General features: G+C 67.0%; 20 protein-coding genes and 1 riboswitch. Of the genes, 8 read left to right on the top strand and 12 right to left on the bottom strand.

The window, feature by feature from the left end:
- Positions 1–2 precede the first annotated feature (2 nt).
- Positions 3–569: a hypothetical protein gene (locus tag BLV97_RS03645; protein ID WP_035842008.1), complete on the bottom strand. Its 567-nt coding sequence runs from the start codon at positions 567–569 to the stop codon at positions 3–5.
- Between the two features lie 177 nt (positions 570–746).
- Here BLV97_RS03645 and BLV97_RS03650 point away from each other — a divergent pair, with 177 nt between their 5' ends.
- Positions 747–2,543: a chloride channel protein gene (locus tag BLV97_RS03650; RefSeq protein ID WP_051646044.1), complete on the top strand. Its 1,797-nt coding sequence runs from the start codon at positions 747–749 to the stop codon at positions 2,541–2,543.
- 58 nt (positions 2,544–2,601) lie between these two features.
- Here the strand turns inward: BLV97_RS03650 and BLV97_RS03655 are convergent, their stop codons facing one another.
- From BLV97_RS03655 to cobT, 3 genes are all read right to left on the bottom strand, one after another.
- Positions 2,602–2,943: a DUF427 domain-containing protein gene (locus BLV97_RS03655; protein ID WP_035842011.1), complete on the bottom strand. Its 342-nt coding sequence runs from the start codon at positions 2,941–2,943 to the stop codon at positions 2,602–2,604.
- A gap of 82 nt (positions 2,944–3,025) precedes the next feature.
- The gene (locus BLV97_RS03660) at positions 3,026–4,828 is read right to left on the bottom strand and encodes an aminopeptidase P family protein (RefSeq protein ID WP_035842014.1); all 1,803 of its coding nucleotides are present in this window, start codon (positions 4,826–4,828) and stop codon (positions 3,026–3,028) included.
- A complete protein-coding gene (gene cobT / locus BLV97_RS03665; RefSeq protein WP_035842016.1) occupies positions 4,828–6,699 on the bottom strand; it encodes a cobaltochelatase subunit CobT in 1,872 nt (623 codons plus the stop codon). The genes BLV97_RS03660 and cobT overlap by 1 nt, the downstream gene beginning before the upstream one ends.
- A 155-nt stretch (positions 6,700–6,854) precedes the next feature.
- Here cobT and BLV97_RS03670 point away from each other — a divergent pair, with 155 nt between their 5' ends.
- Positions 6,855–7,454, top strand: a complete 600-nt coding sequence (locus tag BLV97_RS03670; protein WP_035842019.1) for an NADPH-dependent FMN reductase — start codon at positions 6,855–6,857, stop codon at positions 7,452–7,454.
- Positions 7,455–7,459: 5 nt separating this feature from the next.
- Here the strand turns inward: BLV97_RS03670 and BLV97_RS03675 are convergent, their stop codons facing one another.
- From BLV97_RS03675 to BLV97_RS03685, 3 genes are all read right to left on the bottom strand, one after another.
- The gene (locus BLV97_RS03675) at positions 7,460–8,185 is read right to left on the bottom strand and encodes an aspartate/glutamate racemase family protein (protein WP_035842022.1); all 726 of its coding nucleotides are present in this window, start codon (positions 8,183–8,185) and stop codon (positions 7,460–7,462) included.
- On the bottom strand, positions 8,185–9,171 hold the full coding sequence (gene cobS, locus BLV97_RS03680) for a cobaltochelatase subunit CobS (protein WP_035842025.1): 987 nt from the start codon (positions 9,169–9,171) through the stop codon (positions 8,185–8,187). The genes BLV97_RS03675 and cobS overlap by 1 nt, the downstream gene beginning before the upstream one ends.
- 322 nt (positions 9,172–9,493) lie before the next feature.
- Positions 9,494–10,132 carry a J domain-containing protein gene (locus BLV97_RS03685; protein ID WP_035842028.1) on the bottom strand — a complete coding sequence of 213 codons (639 nt, stop codon included), beginning with the start codon at positions 10,130–10,132 and terminating at the stop codon, positions 9,494–9,496.
- A gap of 74 nt (positions 10,133–10,206) precedes the next feature.
- On the opposite strand from BLV97_RS03685, the gene BLV97_RS03690 reads away from it, so the two are divergent.
- A complete protein-coding gene (locus BLV97_RS03690; RefSeq protein ID WP_092163955.1) occupies positions 10,207–10,464 on the top strand; it encodes a BolA family protein in 258 nt (85 codons plus the stop codon).
- A gap of 415 nt (positions 10,465–10,879) precedes the next feature.
- On the opposite strand, the gene BLV97_RS03695 is transcribed toward BLV97_RS03690, so the two are convergent.
- Both BLV97_RS03695 and BLV97_RS03700 read right to left on the bottom strand, forming a co-directional pair.
- Entirely contained in the window at positions 10,880–11,302 is a 423-nt protein-coding gene (locus BLV97_RS03695) for a DUF4177 domain-containing protein (RefSeq protein WP_035842069.1), read from the bottom strand.
- Between the two features lie 119 nt (positions 11,303–11,421).
- Positions 11,422–11,988 (bottom strand): DUF302 domain-containing protein, encoded by a 567-nt coding sequence (locus BLV97_RS03700; protein WP_035842045.1) that lies wholly within the window; start codon positions 11,986–11,988, stop codon positions 11,422–11,424.
- 197 nt (positions 11,989–12,185) lie between these two features.
- Here BLV97_RS03700 and BLV97_RS03705 point away from each other — a divergent pair, with 197 nt between their 5' ends.
- Entirely contained in the window at positions 12,186–12,566 is a 381-nt protein-coding gene (locus BLV97_RS03705; protein ID WP_035842048.1) for a cupin domain-containing protein, read from the top strand.
- Positions 12,567–12,590: 24 nt separating this feature from the next.
- On the opposite strand, the gene gatB is transcribed toward BLV97_RS03705, so the two are convergent.
- The 3 genes from gatB to pepN all read right to left on the bottom strand — a co-directional run bounded on the left by gatB (position 12,591) and on the right by pepN (position 17,574).
- Positions 12,591–14,102: an Asp-tRNA(Asn)/Glu-tRNA(Gln) amidotransferase subunit GatB gene (gene gatB / locus BLV97_RS03710; protein ID WP_092163956.1), complete on the bottom strand. Its 1,512-nt coding sequence runs from the start codon at positions 14,100–14,102 to the stop codon at positions 12,591–12,593.
- Positions 14,103–14,249: 147 nt separating this feature from the next.
- Positions 14,250–14,996: an SDR family oxidoreductase gene (locus tag BLV97_RS03715; RefSeq protein WP_035842053.1), complete on the bottom strand. Its 747-nt coding sequence runs from the start codon at positions 14,994–14,996 to the stop codon at positions 14,250–14,252.
- Positions 14,989–17,574 (bottom strand): aminopeptidase N, encoded by a 2,586-nt coding sequence (gene pepN / locus BLV97_RS03720; protein ID WP_035842057.1) that lies wholly within the window; start codon positions 17,572–17,574, stop codon positions 14,989–14,991. The genes BLV97_RS03715 and pepN overlap by 8 nt, the downstream gene beginning before the upstream one ends.
- A 224-nt stretch (positions 17,575–17,798) precedes the next feature.
- Between pepN and BLV97_RS03725 the strand changes: the two genes are divergently transcribed.
- The 4 genes from BLV97_RS03725 (at position 17,799) to folE2 (ending at position 23,069) form a co-directional block, all read left to right on the top strand.
- Positions 17,799–19,964, top strand: a complete 2,166-nt coding sequence (locus tag BLV97_RS03725) for a malate synthase G (protein WP_035842060.1) — start codon at positions 17,799–17,801, stop codon at positions 19,962–19,964.
- 13 nt (positions 19,965–19,977) lie between these two features.
- Positions 19,978–20,400: a GlcG/HbpS family heme-binding protein gene (locus BLV97_RS03730; RefSeq protein ID WP_035842063.1), complete on the top strand. Its 423-nt coding sequence runs from the start codon at positions 19,978–19,980 to the stop codon at positions 20,398–20,400.
- Between the two features lie 180 nt (positions 20,401–20,580).
- Positions 20,581–20,659, top strand: a riboswitch (SAM riboswitch).
- A 53-nt stretch (positions 20,660–20,712) separates the two neighbouring features.
- Complete coding sequence (metZ, locus tag BLV97_RS03735) at positions 20,713–21,894, top strand: O-succinylhomoserine sulfhydrylase (RefSeq protein ID WP_092163957.1); 1,182 nt, start codon at positions 20,713–20,715, stop codon at positions 21,892–21,894.
- A 116-nt stretch (positions 21,895–22,010) separates the two neighbouring features.
- Positions 22,011–23,069: a GTP cyclohydrolase FolE2 gene (folE2, locus tag BLV97_RS03740; RefSeq protein WP_035842081.1), complete on the top strand. Its 1,059-nt coding sequence runs from the start codon at positions 22,011–22,013 to the stop codon at positions 23,067–23,069.
- The last annotated feature ends 21 nt before the right edge of the window (positions 23,070–23,090 follow it).

The raw sequence follows: 23,090 nt of genomic DNA on the forward strand, positions 1-23,090 counted from the left end.
GCCTAGCTTCCGCAGCGATAGGCGTAGTAGGTCTGGTCGGCCTCGCCCGGTGGGTGCAGTTCGAGATGGTCGATGGCGCTGCCGTAGCTGACCATCGCCACGGCCAGCCGCCCGATGCGGTCGCCCGTCAGGATCAGATCCTGGCCGGTGATGCGGTATTCGACCTTGTAGGCCACGGCTTTCGGCCCTTCGTGCAGGCGAAACAGGCCATGCTGGAAGCTGACGGGGTTCAGGCAATCCGAGAAAACCGTCCCCGGTGCCACGCGCTGGGGCACTACGCGCATGGTCCAGCGGCCCAGGATGAACGGCGGCACCTGGGGGCGATCGGAGGTATAGCCCTCTAGCAGACGGTATTTGTCCAGATAGGCGGCGAAGCCTTCTGATTTGCGCAGATCGTCGAGATAGCGCAGCGGGTCGGTCTTGCGCAGGTTGGCGTAATAGGCCTCGGCGCGGTGGTTCTGATAGGCGAGATAGCCGATGTAGAGCGCACCGAAGATGGCGACGCCAATCAGGACATTCAGCGTCTCGCGCCGTAGGGTCAGACGGCGCCGCTCGGGCAGCGAGGGCATGGCGGCCTCCTGGGGCAATTGCGGGGCCCGGCGCGGCGCGCGGGCGCGGGCCGGGAAGCTGCCCCACCTTGACAAAAAGGCTGCACCAAGCGCAACAGCGGATTATAAGTATCGCGAATTCGGTTGATTTTCGGCCCGGGGCTTGACGCGCGGGTGAACAGGAGATTGGTTGGCCCCATGCCAGAAAGCTCTCAGCCCATCGCCGGCCGAGCGGACGAAACCCGCCCCGCGCCGATCCAGACAGACACCCGTCAGGCATCGGCGGTCGCACTTGCGCTGATGGCCGTGGTGATCGGGGTAGTCGCCGGGCTTGGGGCGGTGGCACTGCGCTGGCTGATCTCGGTGTTTCACAACCTGACCTTCCTGGGAACGCTGTCGGGTGATTACAACGCCAACATCCCGACGCCGCCCAGCCCGCTCGGTGCGTGGGTGATCCTGGTGCCGGTGGTCGGCGGTCTGATCGTCGTCTGGCTGGTCAAGACCTTCGCCCCCGAAGCCAAGGGCCATGGCGTCCCCGAGGTGCTGGACGCGATCTACTACCAGCGCGGGCTGATGCGGCCGGTGGTGGTGGTGATCAAGGCGGTGGCCTCGGCGCTGTCGATCGGTACCGGCGCCTCGGTCGGGCGCGAGGGGCCGATCATTCAGATCGGATCGGCCATGGGGTCGGTTCTGGGGCAGATATTTCACCTGCGCAGCTGGCAGATCATCACGCTGGTGGGCGCGGGCGCGGGCGCGGGCATCGCCGCCACCTTCAACACGCCGCTGGGGGGCGTGTTGTTCGCGGTGGAACTGATGCTGCCCGAAGTCACGGCGCGCACGCTGTTGCCGCTGGTCCTGGCCACCGGCACCGCGACCTATGTGGGCCGCCTCGCCTTCGGGATGGAGCCCGCCTTTTCCGTCGCCGCCTATGAGCGGCCCGACATCTTCGTGCCGTTGTCGGCCGACATGCTGCCGCTTTATGTCCTGTTCGGGGTGATCGCCGGCATCGCCGCCACGATCTTCGTCAAGGGCCTGTACTGGACCGAGGACAAGTTCGACGAACTGCCGATCAACGATTACTTCAAGAACATCATCGCGATGACCATGCTTGGCGTGCTGTTCTATGTGCTGATGCTGACCACCGGCATGTATCACACCCAGGGCGTGGGCTATGCCACGATCCAGATGATCCTGGCCGGCCAGATCGCGACGCCGGAATTCCTGCTGCTACTGTTCGTGCTGAAGCTCTTCGCCACCTCGGTCAGCCTGGGCGGAGGCGCGTCGGGCGGGGTGTTCTCGCCCTCGCTGTTCCTCGGCGCTTCGCTGGGGGCGGCCTTCGGGGCGCTGTTGAACGCGGCCTTCCCCTATCTGGCCTTCTCGCCCATCGCCTTCGCGCTGGTCGGCATGGCGGCGATCGTGGGCGGGGCCACGGGGGCCTCGATCACCTCGATCGTGATGATCTTCGAGATGACCGGCGATTATTCGATCACCGTCGCCGCGATCATCGCGGTGGCCTGCGCGGTGGGCGTGCGCACCGGCCTGTCGCCCGAGGACATCTACACCACCAAGCTGGCGCGCCGGGGCCACCATATCCCGCGCGGCCTGCGCACCCATATGTTCGCGATCCGCAAGGCACGAGACGTGATGGACAAGGTGATCGGCGTGGTCGACACCGGCGATCTGCACGGCGCCCGCCGGCTGCCCCACGCTTCGGACAGCCCCAGCTACGCCGTTGTCACCGAGGGCCGCCATATCCTGGGTGTCATCCAGGTGGATCCCGAGGACAAGACCCGCGCCCTGGGGCCCTTGATCGAGCCGGTCGGCATCGCGCGCGAAAGCTCGTTCATGCAGTCGGTGATGACCCACATGGCCGATCGCAAACACCTGGCGGTGCTGGTGGTGCCAGACAAGCGGGTGCCGCGGGCCGAGAACGTGGTCGGCGTCCTGACGCGCGACGCGGTCGCGAGGGTGGTGATGAACGACTACCGCCGCTAGGCAGGCTGGCTGCGCGCGGCCGCAACCGCGGGCAGATGCCTTGGCGCGCGGCCGGCTGTCAGATCCGCTCGACCGTCGCCTTTTCGGGGTAGAAGGCGATATGGCCCTTGATCCGCTCGGCCTCCTTGACGGGGGATTCGTAGCTCCAGGCCGCGTCTTTCAGCGTCGTGGATTTGGTCACGATCGAGAAATAGCGTGCCTCGCCTTTCCATGGGCAGGTCGATCTGGTGTCCGATTGATCGAGGAAGGCCATCGCGACATCTTCGCGCGGGAAGTAGATCACCGGCGGATAGTCGCCTTCGGTCAGTTCCATTGCGGCTTTCGTTTCGCCCAGGATCGCGCCGCCGGCGAGGACAACCCAGGTGCCGGGGACCTTGACGATGGTGATATGGTCGGACATGGCCATTCCTTTCCAGGGCGCGGTCGGGTCGCGCGATATGGGTCGTGAGGAGTCTAGTGCAGTTTTGTGACAGGAAAAGCGGTCAGACCGGCGCCGTCGCCCGCTGTAGCCAATCCCGCGCGAACTCTGTCACCTTGGGGCCGATTTTCGCATACACATCCGCGTGATAGCCGTTCAGCCACGCGCGTTCGCCGGGTGAAAGCATCGCCGTCACGATCAGTCGGCGGTCGATCGGTGCAAAGGTCATCGTCTCGAAACACAGCATGCTGCGCTCGGGGTCGCCACCGGGCAGGGCAGGGGCCTCGTCGACCACGACCAGGTTTTCGATGCGGATGCCGAAGGCGCCCTCGCGGTAATAGCCGGGCTCGTTCGACAGGATCATCCCCGGCTCCAGCGGCACTTCGGAAATCCGCGACAGCCGCTGCGGCCCCTCGTGCACCGACAGGTAGGACCCCACGCCATGGCCGGTGCCATGGTTGAAATCCTGCCCCGCCAGCCAGAGGTGATAGCGCGCCAGAGGGTCCAGATCGCGCCCCGCCAGCCCCTTGGGCCAACGCGCGCGGGATATCGCGATCATCCCCTGCAGCACGCGGGTGAAGGCCTCGGCCGCGCCTTCCGGCGGGGTGCCGAGCACAACGGTGCGGGTGATGTCGGTGGTGCCGTCGACATACTGGCCGCCGGAATCGATGACCATCAGCTCGTCCTCGCGGAGCTTGCGGTTGGTCTCTTCGGTCACGCGGTAATGCATGATCGCGCCATTGGGCCCCGAGCCGCAGATGGTCTCAAAGCTGATTTCCCTCAGCGCGTTGGTGGCGCTGCGGCAGCTTTCCAACTGGGTGACCACGTCGATCTCGGTCAGATCCCCGGGTGCGGTGGCGTCGAGCCAGGCGAGAAATTCGACCATCGCCGCCCCGTCGCGCAGATGCGCGTCGCGCGCGCCCTGGATCTCGGCCGGGTTCTTGCGCGCCTTGGGCAGAAGGCAGGGATCCTGGCCCCAGGCGACCTCGACCCCCGCATCTTCCAGTGCGCGGCTGACGGCGAGCGGGGCGGTGGCGCGGTCGACGCGCACCGGGCCGTCCAGGGTGCGCAGCGCGGGCATGAAGGCCTCGGGCGGGCGCAGGCTGACGCCCTCGCCCAGATGCGCGCCGAACGCGTCGTCCAGCTTCCCGGGCGTGATGAACAGCGTCAGCCGGGCATCGGCATGCAGCACCGCGAAGGCATGGACCACCGGGTTGCGGGCCACGTCACTGCCGCGGATGTTGCACAGCCAGGCGATCGAATCCGGCAGCGTCAGCACCGCAGCCCGCTGGCCGTCCTGTGCCAGCCGCGCGGCCAGTTCGGCGCGTTTCTCGGCCCCCGAGCGGCCTGCGAATTCCAGCGGCTGGGCAAAGACCCGACCGCAGGGCGGGGCGGGCTGATCGTCCCAGATCGCATCGACCGGGTTCGCGACCGGAACCAGCGTGATGCCGCTGCCCTTCAGCGCCTCGTCGATCTTCGCGATCTCGTCGGCGGTATGCAGCCAGGGATCGAACCCGACCCGGCCGCCGTTCAGATGTTCGCGCAGCCACGGCCCGGGCAGCGTGTCGGGCCAGGGTACAGGGGTAAAGGCCCGCAGATCCACCTGCGCCTTCACCTGGGTGCGGTAGCGGCCGTCGATGAAGACGCCGGCGATATCGGGCAGCACGATGCAAAACCCGGCCGAGCCGGTGAAACCGGTCAGCCAGGCCAGGCGCTCGTCATGGGGGGCGACATATTCGCCCTGATGCGCGTCGGCGCGGGGCACGATGAAACCCGCAAGCCCCTCGTCCGCCAGCCGGGCGCGCAGCGCGGCAAGGCGCGGCGGGCCCTGTTCGGGGCGGGCGGTGACGGTGAAGCTTTGGAACATCAGCGCGCGGCCTTGGCGACGCCCATGATCCGGGCCCGCGCGCGCGGATCCTGATCGAACAGCGCGGCGAGTTGTTCGGTCATCGCGCCGGCCAGCTGTTCGACATCGGTGATGGTGACGGCGTGCTGGTAGTAGCGCGTCACGTCGTGGCCGATGCCGATCGCGATCAGTTCCACCGCGCGGCGGCGCTCGACCAAGGCGATCACGTCGCGCAGGTGCTTTTCCAGGTAATTCGCGGCGTTCACCGACAGGGTCGAATCATCGACCGGCGCGCCGTCCGAGATCACCATCAGGATCTTGCGCGCCTCGGGCCGCACCAGCATCCGGCGATGCGCCCATTCCAGCGCCTCGCCGTCGATGTTCTCCTTCAGCAGCCCTTCCTTCATCATCAGGCCCAGATTGGGCCGCGCCCGGCGCCAGGGGGCGTCGGCGGATTTGTAGACGATATGGCGCAGATCGTTCAGCCGCCCGGGCGCCTGGGGCCGGCCCGCCGCCAGCCAGCGCTCGCGGCTTTGGCCGCCCTTCCAGGCGCGGGTGGTGAAGCCCAGGATCTCGACCTTCACATCGCAGCGCTCCAGCGTGCGGGCCAGCACATCGGCGCAGATCGCGGCAATGGAAATCGGCCGGCCGCGCATCGAGCCGGAGTTGTCCAGCAGCAGCGTCACCACCGTGTCGCGGAATTCGGTATCCTTCTCTTGCTTGAAGCTGAGCGGCGTCGTGGGGTTCGCCACCACCCGCGCCAGACGCCCCGCGTCCAGGATGCCTTCCTCCAGATCGAACAGCCAAGAGCGGTTTTGCTGCGCCTGCAACCGGCGCTGCAGCTTGTTCGCCAGCCGTCCCACCGCGCCTTTCAGGGGATCAAGCTGCTGGTCGAGATAGGCGCGCAGGCGCTCAAGCTCGGCCGGCTCGGCCAGTTCCTCGGCCTTGATCTCCTCATCGAACAATGTGCTGTAGACGGTATAGTTCGGGTCGGCCTCGGAATGCGGCGCGGGTGGCGGAGGCTCTAGCGGGGCGTCGGAATCGGGCATCTCGCTGTCGTCCGACATCTCGCTTTCGGCGTCCTCGTCCATCGAGACCTGCGCCTGCGCGTCGTCTTGCTGTTCTTCCTGCGATTGCTCGGGCGAGGCTTCCGAATCCTCCTGATCCTCTTCCTGGCCCTGGCTTTCGGGATCGTCCTGATCCTCTTCGGCCTCGTCCTGGTTATCGTCCTCGTCCTCGAAATCGGGGTCTTCGCCCAGCTGGTCGCCATAGCCCAGATCGGCGATGACCTTGCGCGACAACCGGGCGAAGGCCGCCTGATCCATCAGCGTGTCGCCCAGCCCCTCCAGCGTGCCGCCGGCCTGTTCCTCGATGAAGCCGCGCCACAGCTCCATCACGTTGCCGGCGCCCTTGGGCAGGTCGCGGCCGGTGGCCAGGTGGCGCACCAGATAGCCCGCCGCGGTGGCCAGGGGGGCGTCCTCGGCGCGCACGATCTGCTCGTAGCCCTTGCGCCGTGCCTCGGCGCCGATCCTGGCGTCGATATTGCCGGCGGTGCCGGGCATGGTATGGGCGCCGACCGCTTCGCAGCGCGCGGTTTCCATCGCCTCGTAAAGATCGCGCGCCATCTGGCCCGAGGGCTCGTAGCGCGCATGGGTCTTGGCATCGTGATAGCGGTGGCGCAGCGCGAAGGCATCGGCGGTGCCGCGCGCCAGCAATACCTCGTCGGCGGTCATCCGGCGGCTGACCTGGGGCAGGCGCATCGCGTCGCGGGTCAGCCCCGGCGGGTCCACCGAATAGCTGACGCCCAGCTCGGGATCGTCCGCCATGGTGCGGGTGGCCTCGGCCAGGGCCTTCTTGAAGGGATCGGCTGGGTTGTCGCTGGGCTTCGTCATGGCAAAAGATAAAGCACCGCCCCGCGGGTCCCGCAAGGGCAAAGCTTGGGCTGCGCGGGAATGCACAGCGGCTTTGCGCGCGGGCGTCTGGCCGGGCAGGGGCGGACCGGCCTAGATGGGGTTGGCAATGCAGGCAGACCACAAGGATTCGTCCAATGAGCGACACACTGAAAATCGCGATCATCCCCTCTACCACCCGCCCCGGCCGGTTCGCCGACAAGCCGATGGCCTGGATCAGGGACATGATGGATGCGCGCCCAGACATGCAGGCCGAGATCGTCGATCTGCGCGACCATCCGCTGCCGTTCTTCGACGAAACCGCGCCGCTTTCGGCCAAGCCGGCCGAGAATGCCGCCGCTCTGGAATGGGATGCGAAGCTGAAGGGCTACGACGGTTTCGTCGTGGTGCTGGCGGAATACAACCACTCGTTGCCGGCGGTGCTGAAGAACGCACTGGACTACGGCTTCGAGGGCTGGAAGCACAAGCCGGTGGGCGCGGTGGCCTATGGCGGATCGGGCGGGTCGCGCGCGCTGGAGCATCTGCGCCTGGTGGCGATCAACCTGCGCATGGTGCCGGTGGGCGGCGCGGTTCACATCGGCGGCGGCGATTTCATGGCCGCGGCCAAGGGCGGCGAGTTGCCCGCGCATCTGGAACCGTCAGCCCGGGGCCTTCTGGACGAGGTCGCCTGGTGGGCCGCCGCCAGCCGTGACAAGCGCCGCACGGCGGTGCGGGCGCAGGCGCCGGCCGCCGAATAGGCGGCTCAGGCGGGCAGCGATGCGTGCCCGCTTGCCAGATCGGCCAGCAAGGCCACATGCACGTCGAGCGCGTCGATCACCCTGTAGCCCGGGTCCTGGCCGTCGAAGGCCAGGCCCAGATCGGTCCCGGCCAGCACGATCGCCTCGGCGCCCTGTTCGGAGACCATGCGCCGCCCGGCCTCGATCAGATCCGCGCGCTGTTCGGGGCTGCAGTGCCCGGCAACCGCGATCTTCTGGTAGAGCGCGCCCAGCCGCTCGATCTCGTCGCGGCCTTCGGCTTCGGGCGCCACGGCACGGGTCTGGACGAGTTGGCCGTATAGCCCGGTGCGCATCACCACCCGGGTACCCAGAAGCCCGACGCAGCCGATGCCCTGCGCGGAAAAATGGGCGTCCAGCGGCGCCACCGCCGAGACCAGCGGCAGCGACGACACCGCCGCCGTCTCCTCAAAGCAGCAATGCCCGCCAAGCGAGGTGATCGCGGCGCAATCGGCCCCCGCGGCTGCCAGCCGGTCGATCAGGCGGCGGTAGATTTCGGCCTGTGCGGCGCGCCGGTCGGCGAGGTTGTTCTCGATCAGCTCGTGAATGTCGGCCTGGACGACGGTCAGTTCCAGACGCGCCCCGCGCCGGGCCATCTCGGCGCAGAGGCGCTGGTAATAGACCAGCGTGGCGGCGGGGCCGATGCCGCCGATCAGACCGATGTGAAGGCCGGGCGCGGACAACGGCGCATCCATCACTTCATCGCGGTCGAGACGGCGCTTTCCGGCAGTTCCTCGTCAAAGCAGCGCTGGTAGAACTCGGCCACCGTCTGGCGCTCCAACTCGTCGCATTTGTTCAGGAAAGTCAGCCGGAACGCATAGCCGAGCGAGCGGAAGATCTCGGCGTTCTGGGCCCAGTTGATCACCGTGCGCGGGCTCATCACCGTGGACAGATCGCCGTTCATGAAGGCGGTGCGGGTCATATCGGCCACGGTCACCATCTGGCCGATCTGACGACGGCCCTTGTCGGTGTTGTAATGCGGATTCTTGGCCAGCACGATCGCGGTTTCGGCGTCATGGGACAGGTAGTTCAGCGTCGCCACCAGCGACCAGCGGTCCATCTGCGCCTGGTTGATCTGCTGCACGCCGTGATAAAGACCGGTGGTGTCGCCCAGGCCCACGGTGTTCGAGGTGGCGAAGAGGCGGAACCACGGGTTCGGCGTGATCACCTCGTTCTGGTCCAGAAGCGTCAGCTTTCCGTCATGTTCCAGCACCCGCTGGATCACGAACATCACATCGGCGCGGCCGGCATCGTATTCGTCAAACACGATCGCCGTCGGGTGGCGCAGCGCCCAGGGCAGGATGCCTTCCTGGAACTCGGTCACCTGCTTGCCGTCCTTGAGCTTGATCGCATCCTTGCCGATCAGGTCGATCCGGCTGATGTGGCTGTCAAGGTTGACGCGCACGCAGGGCCAATTCAGATGCGCCGCGACCTGTTCGATATGGGTCGATTTCCCGGTGCCGTGATAGCCCTGGATCATCACTCGGCGGTTGTAGGCGAACCCCGCCAGGATGGCGAGCGTGGTATCGGGGTCGAACTTGTACGTAGGGTCGATTTCGGGCACGCGGTCGGTGCGATCGGCGAAGGCCTTTACCTTCATATCGGTGTCGATGCCGAAAACCTCGCGGACCGAGACATCCTCGGTGGGTTTCGTGTTCATATCCATCGTGCCGTCCGCCATGTCCTAGTGCCTCTTCGACCGGGCGCGAAGGCCCGGAACAACCAACCCTCGCTTGATGGAGCATTTGCCGAAGCGGTGCAAGAGGACGAGGCAGCGGCAGGGGGTTTCCCGCGCGACGGCGCCGGGCTGCACCGTGTGGGGGCGCGCCAGGCGCCAAGCCGGGGCCGGAGGCGCCGCCACGCAGGGCCCGGGATATGGTCGCGGACAGGAAGGCGGTCGCGCAGGTTCCTCCGCCCCGCCGCCGTGCGGAAATGCCTTGTCCGGTCACCGATGCGGCGGCGCTTTGCCCCGGGCCGTGGCCAGGGCGCGCCGGAGCGCCACGTCAGTCGCGGAAATTGCGGCTTTCCTTGATCTGGTCCCAGGCCCAGACGACCTCTTGCAGGCGCTCTTCGTCTTCGCGCTTGCCGCCATTCATGTCGGGGTGAAGATCCTTTACCAAGCTCTTGTACTGCTTGCGGATCTCGATCCGCGTCCAGGTGTCGCGCGCCTCGAGGATCTCCAGTGCCTTGCGCTCGGTGGGGGGCAGCTTGCGGGTGGCGCCGCCGACATTGGCGTTCTTGCCCGGGTTGCGGGTGGCGTTCTCGCCCAGGATCTCCATCGGGTCCTCCACACCCAGCCGGTGCCAGGCGCGGGCCTCCTTGCCGTCACCGAAGGGCTTGGTGGCGCGGCCCCAGACCCGATCATTGTCGAGCATCTGCTCGAATTCCTCTTCGGTCTGGCCCGAGAAGAAGTTCCATTTCAGATTGTATTCGCGCACATGGTCGCGGCAGAACCAGCGGTATTCGTCCAGATGATCGGGCGAGCGCGGCGCGCGGTACTGGCCGGCCTCCTTGCAACCGGGGTGTTCGCAGACCCGGGTCGAGGTCTCGAAGGCACCGGACATCCCCCGCCGTCCACGGGTGCGGCGCTTCTTGTCCGAAGAAACGCGGATGTCGAATTCGAACGGGGACCCTTTGCTCATCTCGTTGCCTTTCCGACTCGGGCGCATCAGTTTAGGGTTTTTCGCGTATACTTGAAGGGGTTGACAGGAAGAAAATGAACGTAACTCAAGAGATCCAGACACGTCTGACACAGGCTTTCGCGCCGGATGAACTGCGGGTGATCGACGAGAGCGAGCGCCACCGGGGCCATGCCGGGTACCAAGAGGGCGGCGAAAGCCATTTCCGGGTGACGATCAAGGCCCCGGCCTTCGCCGAGATGAGCCGGATCGCCCGCCACCGCGCCATCCATGAGGCGCTGGGGCCCGATCTGGTCGGGCGCATCCACGCGCTCGCGCTGGAGGTGGGCGCCTAGGCGAGGCGGTCAGGCCCGAAAGAAACGTGCCGCCCGCCGCAAGTCTTCGGGCGGCAGCAAAGGCGAAAGATCTGGGCGCGGCGGTCGAGCGAGGCAGAGAAGGCTGGCTGTGGGCCGGGCCGTTTCTCGCGACGGCCGCCTTTCCTGGCTGCCTGCCGGAACCCGCGCCTGTCGGAATCCGCGACCGTTTCGGATCGGAAGGCCTGCGACCGATCTGGTGGGGCGGCTTACAAGGACGGCCCCGCGCGGCGGCCCGGCCAGAGCCTCGCCACGCCGGCGCCAGGCAAAGGCCGCGTCGCCCTACCGCTGACCGCCATCTCCCGGCATGAGGCCAGACCATTGCGTGTTTCCGCCGATACCGCTTGGAAGGCCGGATCAGCCATCGCGCCCCTCCTGCGCCGGGGGGCGCGGGCCGTCACTTCGCCGGCTGTTCGCCCTTGGCCGAGCCGACGGCCGGGGCCATGCCGCCCTCGTCGCCGCGCAACGTGACCAGACGCGGACCTTCATTGCGCTGGGCGCGAACCGGATCGCGGTGCAGCGCCGGTTCGGCCGGCGCCGCGGCGGCGACAGCCGGGATCTCGGCTTCGGTTTCGGCTTCGGTCTGGCGGCGAAAGATCAGCATGTTTTGAAAGGTGGTCGTGCGGCCGCGCAGGCCGGAACGCTCTTCGCAAGGCAGGGTCTCGGCGCGCACATATTCCCAGCCTTCGCGGCTTAACTTGTTGATCAGCCCCGCAAGCGCATGGGCAAAGCGGTCCTCGGTATACTTGGCGCCGCGGACCTTCTCGGCGCGTTTGGGCGCGGGGACGACCTTGTATTCAAAGCGGCTGGGTGCGGACATCATGGCTCTCCGGTGGCGGTGCTCAAAAGGTTAACCGACTGCATCGGCAAGGCCAAGCTGGATCGGGGCAGCCGATGGTCACAAGGCTGGAAACCGCCGGCAGGCCCCAAAGGTTCCGATCAGAAATCCCCGCTCGCGCTCTTGTGCATGATGTCTAGGATGACCTTGCGCACATGCACGGCCTCCTTGCGCAGATCGGGGGGCAGCGGCTTGCCCCCATGGATCATCATGTCCATGTTCAGCGAATAAAGCCAAAGCTGGCCAGACTTGTCCTGCAACAGCGCGAGGCGGCAAGGCAGATAGGCGCTGTAGGCATCCGAATAATCCACCATCTTCGCCGCGGTCAGCGGGTTGCAATAGAGGTAGATCTTCAGCTTGCGCCAGGGCTTGCCCATCATCGCCGCGACCTGATCGCCCAACGGCAGCTGGCCCACGTCCTTGATGTTGTCGGCCTGGGCGGTGGATTGGATCGACTGATCCACATCCGCAAAGGTCAGCCCCGGCGCCACCTTGGCCTTCCACACCGTGGCCGCGGCGGCATCGCCGGTGGCGGCCAGATCCCGCGCCATGTTCCAATAGACCCGCGGCGCCTGAGGATCGAAGCCGCGAAAGGTCCACAGGACCCACAGCAGCGCGATGACGGCGACCAGCCCGACCAATGCCAGCAGATTTCGCAACAACGTCATGAAAACCCTCCCCGCTTTCACGTTTCTTTGCGTGCGCACCACAGGGCCCTGTCAGGGGGGGAGTTGTCAACCCATCACATCAGAATGCGTCTATCTACTATGCGACTTTGCAACGCAGCCATGAAATGGCACGTTCTTGCGCGCGGCCCTGTCGCGCCGCAAGGTGACGGCAGAGCCCCGCGCGAGGAGCAGAAAGAATGGCGCGACATGATTTCGATCCGGCCACGGCACCGCCCGATGGCCGCCCGCCCGCGAAGGAGCGGCTGTTCGAAGGCGCGGCGCCCTGGCGCGGCTTCGTGAACGGGGAAAGCCTGGGCGGGCCCGTGACGATACTGACCTATGGCAACGAAACCCCGGGAGAGGGGCCCCCCCTGCATGTCCATCCCTATGACGAGACCTTCGTGGTGATCGAGGGGCGCGCGCGGTTCTTCGTGGGCCGCGCGGTGATCGACGCCGGCGCGGGAGAGGTGGTCATGGGCCCCAAGGGCGTGCCGCACAGGTTCGAGAACCTGGGCCCCGGGCGGCTGCAGACGGTCGACATCCATCATTCCCCGCGCTGGATCCAGACCGACCTGTAGCCGCGGCCGGCCGGGCGGCCGGAGTCAGAGCCCCAGCTTCTTGGTCACCAGTTCGGTCACCACCTTGGGGTTGGCCTTGCCGCCGGTGGCCTTCAGCACCTGGCCCGTGAACCAGCCGGCAAGTTTGGGGGTCTGCTTGGCCTTTTCCACCTGCGCGGGGTTGGCGGCGATCACCTCGTCCACCGCCGCCTCGATCGCGCCCGTGTCGGAGACCTGCTTCATGCCGCGCTGTTCCACGATCCGGGCCGGATCGCCGCCCTCGGTATAGACGATCTCGAACAGGTCCTTGGCGATCTTGCCCGAGATGTCGCCCTTGGCGATCAGGTCGACGATCGCGCCCAGTTGCTCGGCCGAGACCGGGCTGTCAGAAATCTCGTGGCCTTCCTTCTTCAGCCGGCCGAACAATTCGTTGATCACCCAGTTCGCGGCCAGCTTGCCGTCGCGGCCCTCGGCCACACCCTCGAAGAAGCGCGCCGAATCGAGTTCCGCCGTCAGCACCGAGGCGTCGTAATCGGTCAGGCCGAAATCGGCCATGAAGCGGGCCTTCTTGGCGTCCGGCAGTTCCGGCATCTTCGTGGCGATGTCGTCGACCCACGCCTGCTCGATCTCCAGCGGCAGCAGGTCGGGGCAGGGGAAGTAGCGGTAATCATGCGCCTCTTCTTTTGAGCGCATGCTGCGCGTCTCGCCCCGGTCGGGATCATACAGGCGGGTTTCCTGATCGACGCGTCCGCCGTCTTCCAGGATCGCGATCTGGCGCCTTGCCTCGTAGTCGATCGCCTGCTGGATGAAGCGCATCGAGTTCATGTTCTTGATCTCGCACCGGGTGCCCAGATGGCCGAAATCCTGGGTCTCCTGGTAGCGCTCGTAGGCGCCGGGCAGACAGACCGAGACGTTCACGTCGGCGCGCAGGTTGCCGTTTTGCATGTTGCCGTCGCAGGTGCCCAGATAGCGCAGGATCTGGCGCAGCTTGCCGACATAGGCGGCGGCTTCCTCGGGGCCGCGGATGTCGGGGCGGCTGACGATCTCCATCAGCGGGACGCCAGTGCGGTTGAAATCCATGAAGGACATGTTCGGATCCATGTCGTGGATCGACTTGCCCGCGTCCTGCTCCAGATGGATGCGCTCGATCCGGACCACCCGCGCCACCCCGGGACCCATCTCGACGATCACTTCGCCTTCGCCCACGATCGGGTGGTAGAGTTGGCTGATCTGATAGCCCTGCGGGTTGTCGGGGTAGAAGTAGTTCTTGCGGTCGAAGGCCGAGAACAGGTTGATCTGCGCCTTCAGGCCAAGGCCCGTGCGCACCGCCTGTTCGATGCAGAATTCGTTGATCACCGGCAGCATGCCGGGCATCGCCGCGTCGACGAAGGACACGTTCGAATTGGGTTCCGCCCCGAAGCGGGTCGAGGCGCCGGAAAACAGCTTGGCGTTGGAAGAGACCTGCGCGTGGATCTCCATCCCGATCACCAGTTCCCAATCGTGCTTGGCGCCGGTGATGCGTTTGGGCTTGGGGGCGTCGAATGTGAGGTCGAGCATGAGCGGGATCCTTTGCGTCTTCGGGGTCTTCTAGGCCGAAGCCGCGGGCGGGGCAAGCCGAGGGAGGGGGCGCCGCCGCCGTTGCCCCGCGGCTCGCCCCCTCGGGATATTTCCGCCGGAAAGCAGAGGCGGAAAGGGCGGCGGGGCCTAGCGCCCGCCGGAGACGTCAAGCGTCGTGCCGGTAACGTACGAGGCCGCGTCCGACATCAGCCACAGGACCGTGGCGGCCACTTCCGCGGCGCTGCCGGTGCGGCCCATCGGGATCATGTGCGCCAGCCGCTGGGCGCGGTCCGGATCGCCGCCCTTGGCATGGATCGCGGTGTCGATCAGGCCGGGGCGGACGGCGGCGACGCGAATGCCTTCGCCCGCGACCTCGTCGGCCAGACCCTTGTTGAAGCTGTCGATCGCGCCCTTCGAGGCGGCATAGTCGACGAACTGGTTGGCCGAGCCCAGGCGCGCGGCGACCGAGGACAGGTTGACGATCACCCCGCCCGCGCCGCCGTGTTTGGTGGACATGCGCTTGACCGCAAGCCCCGCCACCCGCATCGGCGCCACCACGTTGATCTGGAACATCCGGCTCAGGCGTTCCTGGCTCATGTCCTCGACCCGGGCGGCGACATCGACGATTCCGGCGTTGTTGATCAGCGCATCGAGCCGGTCGAAGGCAGCATCGAACCCCTGGAACAGCACATCCGGCCCCTCGGGCGTGGCCATGTCGGCCTGCACGATCTCGGCCCTGCCGCCGGCTTCGCGCACGGCCCGCGCCGTCGCCTCGGCGCCGTCGCTGTCGCGGCCGTAGGCCACGGCCACGTCATAGCCCGCTTTTGCGGCACCGACCGCGCAGGCGGTGCCGATGCCCGCACTGGCCCCGGTGACGAGTACGACCTTACGCATCTTCCTCTCCTCTCATGCGGCTGATCATTTCCGAAAGATCGCGGCTCAGCCCCGGCGTGGCGGCGATCCGGGCCAGCTGGTCGCGGATCAGCCCCTGGCGGTCGGCATCGTAGCGCGCCCAGCTGTCGAAGGCGGCCGAAAGCCGCGCCGCCGTCTGCGGGTTCAGCGGGTCGAGGCGGATCAGCCAATCCGCCAGGAACCGGTAGCTGTCGCCCGACGGGTGATGGAATCCCGCCGCATTGGCCGCGATTGCGCCGATGACGGAACGAAACCGGTTGGGGTTCTTCCAGTCGAAATCGGACCGTTCGGTCAGGGCGCGGGCGTTGGCGGCGCAGTCATCGGGCGCGGCGTGCAGCACTTGCAGGGTGAACCACTTGTCCATCACCAGCGCATCGTCGCGCCAGCGCGCCTCGAACGACGCAAGTTCCGCCGCGCCCTGGCCGATGTCCAGAAGCGCCGACAGCGCCTGCAGCGCCTCGGTCATGTTGTCGGCCACGCCGTATTGCACCTTGGCCGCCGCGCCGCCGTCGATCCGCGTCAGATACGCCAGCGCCGCGCCGCGCAGGGCGCGTTTGCCCGCCGCGCCGGCATCCGGCGTGTAGGGGCCGGGCACCGACATCGCGGAATAGGTGGCCCCCAGCGCCCCGGCCAGATGCCGCGCGATCGCCTCGATCAGCGCCTCGCGCCGGACATGGATGCGCGTGGGGTCGGGCACATGGCCCGCGGCGTGCAGGGTCTGGGCCATGTCGTCCTCGGACGGAAGGCGCAGGGTCAGCGCGCGGAACGCCGGATCTAGGCTGTCGTCTCGCAAGATCGCGCCCAGGCCCTCCAGAAAGCCCGGCGCGGGATCGGCGCCCTCGGTCACCATCCGAACCAGCACCTCCTTGGCCAGGCCGCGCCCGGCCTCCCACCGGCTGAACGGGTCGGTGTCATGGGCCAGCAGGAAGGCGCGTTCCTCGGCGCTGGTCTCGCGCTCGACGATCACCGGCGCCGAGAAGCCGCGCAGGATCGAGGGCACGGGCCGCGCCGAGAGGCCCTCGAAGGAAAAGCTTTGCCGCGCCTCGGTCATCTCCAGCACCCGGGTCGGCAGCACCTCGTCGCCGTTGGGGTTCAAGAGGCCCACAGCCACCGGTATCACCCGCGGCGGTTTTTCCGGCTGGCCCGGTGTGGGCAGGGTCTGCTGTTCCAGATGCAGCACATAGGTGCCGTCGCGGTAGTCGTCGGTTACCCGCAGGTGGGGGGTGCCGGCATCGGTGTACCAGCGCTTGAACTGGGTCAGGTCGCGGCCGGTCGCGTCCTCGAACACCTTCAGCCAGTCCTCGATCGTCGCGGCCTCGCCGTCGTGGCGTTCGAAATACAGATCGAGCGCGCGGCGATAGGCCTCGTCGCCCACCAGGCGCTTGAGCATGCCGATCACCTCGGCGCCCTTCTCGTAGACGGTCGCGGTGTAGAAGTTGTTGATCTCTTGGTAGGAGGCGGGCCGTACCGGATGCGCCAGCGGCCCCGCATCCTCGCGGAACTGGCGGGCGCGCAGGGTCAGCACGTCCTCGATGCGCTTAACCGCGTGGCTGCGCATGTCGCCCGAGAAGCTTTGATCCCGGAACACCGTCAGCCCTTCTTTCAGGCACAGCTGGAACCAGTCCCGGCAGGTGATGCGGTTGCCCGTCCAGTTGTGGAAATATTCATGCGCGATGATCGCCTCGATGCGCGCGAAATCGTCATCGGTCGCGGTCTCGGGCGAGGCCAGGACGTATTTGGAGTTGAAGATGTTCAGCCCCTTGTTCTCCATCGCGCCCATGTTGAAATCGTCGACGGCGACGATGTTGAAGACGTCCAGGTCATATTCGCGCCCGTAGGTGTCCTCATCCCATTTCATCGACCGCTTGAGCGCATCCATCGCATAGGCGCAACGGTCCTCGTCGCCGCGGCGCACCCAGATGTTCAGCGCCACCTCGCGGCCCGAGCGGGTGGTGAAACGGTCGGAATGGGCGACCAGATCGCCCGCCACCAGCGCGAACAGATAGGCGGGCTTGGGCCAGGGGTCGTGCCATTCCGCCCAGCCGGGGCCCTGGCCCACCGCGTCGCCGTTCGACAATAGCACCGGCAGATCGCTTTCGATGCGCACCTTGAACGGCGCCATCACGTCGGGCCGGTCGGGGTAGAAGGTGATCTTGCGGAAACCCTCGGCCTCGCACTGGGTGCAGTACATGCCCTTCGACATGTACAGGCCCTCCAGCGCGGTGTTGGTCTCGGGCGCGATCTCGACCTCGGCCTCGAACAGGAACGGGCCGGCGGGCAGGGCGGCTGCGGGGATGGTCAGACCGGTTGCATCCGGCGCGGCCGCCAGCACGGTGCCGTCGATCGCGGCGCGGATCAGCGTCAGCGCTTCGCCGTCAAGCCGCAAATCGGCCGTTCCCGCCACGGCGTCGGGGCGCGCGGGATTGGGCCGGAAGCGGATGGCCGAGCGTACCCGCGTGGTGCGCGGGGCCAGTGTGAACTGCAGTTCCACCCCTTCGACCAGATGGCTCGGCGGGGTGTACTCGGCCAGGCGTATGGTCCGGGGGGCGGCTTCCTTCATCGCTCTCTCCTTGCGTTTTGCGTTCATCTGTAGGGCAATGGCGCGCGGGCGCAAGGTCGCCCGGCACGCGAAACGCGGCTGCAGGGGCACCGGTCTGGAAGAATTTTTTAGAGTCGGCTCAGAAAAATCTACTAAAATTGGTAATTTTGACAGACCAATCCTTGCGTTTCGGCGGTGATCGTCTATCGGTACGGTCCAAATTGCTGCGCGCATGGAGGCTGACGATGGCGGAACGGGTGGAACGCGAGGGGTTGCGGGTTGATAGCGGTCTTGCTGCTTTCATCGAAGCGCAGGCGTTGCCGGGCACCGGGGTAGAGGCGGGCGCCTTCTGGTCGGCGCTGTCAACGGCGGTGCATGAGATGGGCGCCGAGAACCGCGCCCTGCTGGAGCGGCGCGAAGAAATGCAGCAAAAGATCGACGCCTGGCATGTGGCGCGGCGCGGCCAGCCCCATGACGCGGCCGCCTATACCGCCTTCCTGAAGGAGATCGGCTATCTGGCGCCCGAAGGCCCGGATTTCAGCATCGAGACCGCGGCGACCGATCCCGAGATCGCCCATGTTCCCGGCCCGCAGCTGGTGGTGCCGGTGATGAACGCGCGCTATGCGCTGAACGCGGCGAATGCGCGCTGGGGGTCGCTCTATGACGCGCTCTACGGCACCGATGCGCTGGGCGATCTGCCCAAGGCCGGCGGCTACGACCCCGAGCGCGGCGCGCGGGTGATCGCCTGGGGGCGGCAGTTCCTGGATGACGTGGCGCCGCTGGTCGCGGGGTCCTGGGCCGACGTGACGGCGCTGAAGATCGAGGACGGCGCGCTGCTGGTGCAGACCTCCGAGGAAACCGGCCTTTCGGACCCCGCGCAATTCGCGGGCTATGCGGGCGCGGCTGGTGATCCGCGGTCGATCGTGTTGCGAAACCACGGGCTGCACATCATCATCGACCGCGACGCGACCCATGCGATCGGGCAGGGAGACCGCGCCCATGTCTCTGACATCCGGCTGGAATCGGCGATGTCCTCGATCATGGATTGCGAGGATTCGGTCGCCGCCGTAGATGGCGAGGACAAGGTGCTGGCCTATTCCAACTGGCTGGGCCTGATGACCGGCGAGTTGCGCGAAAGCCTGGTCAAGAATGGCCGCCAGATCCTGCGCGAGTTGAACCCCGATCTGACCTTCACCACGCCCGAGGGTGACACGCTGGTACTGAAGGCCCGGGCGCTGATGCTGGTGCGCAACGTCGGCCATCTGATGACCACGCCCGCGGTGCTGGACCGTGACGGGGCCGAGGTGTTCGAGGGTATTCTGGATGCCTTCTGCACCACGCTTTGCGCGATGCACGACCTGAAGAAGTCGGGCGGGATGCGCAATTCCGCGACCGGCTCGGTCTATGTGGTCAAGCCCAAGATGCACGGCCCCGAAGAGGTGGCCTTTGCCGATCGGCTGTTCTCGGCCGTCGAGGCCGCGCTGGGGCTGCCGCAATATACGGTGAAGCTGGGCATCATGGACGAGGAACGCCGCACCTCGGCCAACCTCAAGGAATGTATCCGCGCGGCCAGGCACAGGGTGGCCTTCATCAACACCGGCTTCCTGGACCGCACGGGGGATGAGATCCACACCTCGATGGAAGCCGGGCCGATGGTCCGCAAGGGCGAGATGAAGAATTCCGCCTGGATCAAGTCCTACGAGGACCGCAACGTCGATATCGGGCTGGCCTGCGGGCTGGCGGGCCGCGCCCAGATCGGCAAGGGCATGTGGGCCGCGCCCGATCTGATGTCAGCCATGCTGGTCGAGAAGATCGGCCACCCCAAGGCCGGCGCCAACTGCGCCTGGGTGCCGTCGCCCACTGCCGCCACCCTGCACGCCACGCATTACCACAAGGTCGATGTGTTGGCCCGGCAGGATCAGATCGCCAAGGACGGCCCGCGCGGCACGCTGGAAGATCTGCTGACCATCCCGCTGGCCGAGGGCGCCAATTGGAACGCCGATGAGGTGCAATCGGAGATCGAGAACAACGCCCAGGGCATCCTGGGCTATGTCGTGCGCTGGGTCGATCAGGGGGTGGGCTGCTCCAAGGTGCCCGATATCCACGACGTGGCGCTGATGGAGGACCGCGCGACCTGCCGCATTTCTTCCCAGGCGCTGGCCAACTGGCTGCACCACGGCGTCGTCAGCCAGGATCAGGTGATGGCGGCGATGCAGAAGATGGCCGCCGTGGTCGACCGCCAGAACGCGGGCGATCCGGCCTATATGCCGATGGCGCCGGGCTTTGACGGGATCGCTTTCCAGGCGGCCTGCGATCTGGTCTTCAAGGGCCGCATCCAGCCCTCGGGCTACACCGAACCGGTGCTGCACGCGCGGCGGCTGGAACTGAAGGCCGCGCGGGCCGGGCAATAGGAAGGACGCGACAATGATCACCCTTAAGAAGGCGCGTTCGATCATCAAGGCGGCGCTGTCCAAGGGCGCTGAAGCCGGGCTCAACCCGCTCTCGGTCGCGGTGCTGGATGCCGGCGGCCACCTGATCGCCTTCGAGCGGTCCGACGGCGCCAGCCCGGGGCGGTTCGATATCGCCCGCGGCAAGGCCTATGGCTGCCTGATGCTGGGCCTTGGCGGCGACGCGATCCAGAAGCGGGCCGAGGCGCAGCCGACCTTCACCGATGCGATGAACGGCCTTTACGGCGGCCGCTTCGTGCCGGTGCGCGGCGGCGTGCTGGTGCGCGACGGCCGCGGCCGGGTGCTGGGCGCGGTCGGGGTGACCGGCGACACCTCGGACAACGACGCGGTCGCCGCCGTCGCCGGGATCGAGGCCGCGGGCTTCACCGCCGAGGCCTGATCGGCGCCGCCCTGAGGCAGGAGATTGCGCCCCCGGCCGCCCGGCGTTCCCCCCCGGGGGCGCGCCGGGCAGCATGGTTGCGCGCCCGCGCCCCCGTCTTTTCCCCGCTCATCCCGAAATGCGCCTGCCACGCGGCCACCGCGGCCCAGCTTGCCTTGACGTGCCGTGCCGCGGGGCGTATCGCGGGGATGTGGCGATTTGTACACCGGATTGCGGGCCACGTTAAACAAGCCGCTAAAGAGGGCAGGGAGCGTACCGACACCCCCACGCCTTTCGCGGTGGGGGTTTTTTGATGCGCAAAGGAGGCGCGCGATGAAGGACGACTGGAAACGACGCACGAAACTGGTCCATGGCGGCACGAAGCGCAGCGGCTGGGGCGAGATGGCCGAGGCGATCTTCCTGACCCAGGGCTTCGCCTATCCCAGCGCCGAACAGGCCGAGGCACGGTTCGTCAACGCCGGCCCCGACGAGTTCATCTACGCCCGCTACGGCAACCCCACCGTGCGCATGTTCGAGGACCGCATCGCCGCCGTCGAGGCCACCGAGGCCGCCTTCGCCACCGCGTCGGGGATGGCCGCCGTCTCGGGCGCGCTGACCGCAATGCTGCGCGCCGGCGATCACGTCGTCTCGTCCCGGGCATTGTTCGGCTCCAACACCTATATCCTCCAGGAAGTCCTGGGCCGCTTCGGGGTCGAGACCACCTTCGTCGACGGCACCGACCTTGACCAGTGGCGCGATGCGATCCGGCCCGACACGAAGGTGGTGTTCCTGGAAAGCGTGTCGAACCCGACGCTGGAGGTGATCGACCTGAAATCGGTGGCCGAGCTTGCCCATGCGGTCGGCGCCACCGTCGTTGTCGACAACGTCTTTGCCACGCCGATCTTCAGCCGTGCCGTGGAACTGGGGGCCGATGTCGTCATCTATTCCACGACAAAGCATATCGATGGCCAGGGGCGCGCGCTGGGCGGTGTGATCTGCGGCACCGAAGAGATGATCCGCAAGACCGTCGAGCCCTACATGAAGCATTCCGGCGGCGCGATGAGCCCGTTCACCGCCTGGGTGATGCTGAACGGAATGCAGACGCTCGACCTGCGTTGCCGCGCGATGGCGGCCTCGGCCGAAGCGGTGGCGCGGGCGCTTGAGGGCCATGACGCGCTGGGCCGTGTGCTCTATCCCGGGCTGGACAGTCACCCGCAGCACGCGCTGGCGATGGCGCAGATGGGCTCGGGCGGGACCATGGTGACGATCGACATCGCCGGCGGCAAGGATGCCGCCTTCCACTTTCTCGACGCACTGTCCATCTTCACGATTTCCAACAACCTCGGCGATGTGCGCTCGATCGCGACCCATCCGGCGACGACGACCCACCAGCGCCTGCCCGATGCGCAGAAGGTCGAACAGGGCATCACGCCGGGGTTGATCCGGCTGTCGATCGGGCTGGAGGATACCGATGACCTGATCGCCGATCTGCGTCAGGCGCTGGCCCGGATCTGATGCGGTGAACGGGATAGTGCATCCCTTCGCCAAGGCGGCGGGACTGGAAAAAGCCCCGCCTCACCCCATTTGTCATTATTCACCCCGATAAGCGGGGGGCACCAGAAGGACGTGCTATGAACATGCGGATAGACGAGCCGCAGGACGAGGCGAAGAATGCCGCCGCCGCCCTGAAAACGCTAAAGACCTGGTTGGAAACGGCCCCCGAGGCAGAGCGCGCCGCGCGCGCCGCCGAACTCGCAGCCCTCACCGGATCGGAGCTGTCGCGCGACTATGACAGCGAATTCGCCGTCGACGCGGCCTATCGGGAGTCACTGCCCGATCTGCAGAACGGCCCCGCCAGCCTGATCCGTGGCCAGAACCGCCCGATCCAGCATGTCGGCATCTCGAACTTCCGCCTGCCGCTGCGCCACCCCACGCGCGCCGGCGCGCCGCAGCTGCTGGAAACCTCGGTCACCGGCACCGTCAGCCTGGAGGCCGAGCAGAAGGGCATCAACATGAGCCGCATCCTGCGCAGCTTCTACGCCCATGCCGAAAAGGAGATGGGCCTTGGCGTGGTCGCGGCGGCACTGGACGACTACAAGCGCGACCTGGGCAGTTTCGACGCCCGCATCGCGCTTCGCTTCGCCTTCCCGATGCAGGTGGAATCGCTGCGCTCGGGCCTGTCGGGCTATCAGTACTACGACGTCACGCTGGAACTGGCCGAGGCCGCCGGCGCGCGCAGCGCGGTGCTGCATCTCGACTACGTCTACAGCTCCACCTGCCCCTGTTCGCTGGAATTGTCCGAACATGCCCGTGCCAGCCGCGGTCGCCTGGCCACGCCGCATTCGCAGCGCTCGGTCGCGCGGATCTCGGTGGCGCTGACCGAGGCGCCGCTGACGGTCGAGGATCTGGTGGACCTGTGCCGCGCGGCAGTGCCGACCGAGACCCAGGTGATGGTCAAGCGCGAGGACGAGCAGGCCTTTGCCGAATTGAACGCCGCCAACCCGATCTTCGTCGAGGATGCGGTACGGCTTTTCGCCGAGAAATTGCAGGCCGATCCGCGGGTGGGCGATTTCCGGGTGGTGGCCAGCCACAAGGAAAGCCTGCATTCCCACGACGCGGTGAGCGTGCTGTGCGAAGGCAAGACCTTCGCCGCCGACACGCTGGACCCGCGGCTTTTCGCGGCGCTCTAGGGGCGGGACTCCGCCCGGTGT

Origin of the sequence: Allgaiera indica, assembly GCF_900106675.1 — a bacterium.
GTDB classification, from domain to species: domain Bacteria; phylum Pseudomonadota; class Alphaproteobacteria; order Rhodobacterales; family Rhodobacteraceae; genus Acidimangrovimonas; species Acidimangrovimonas indica.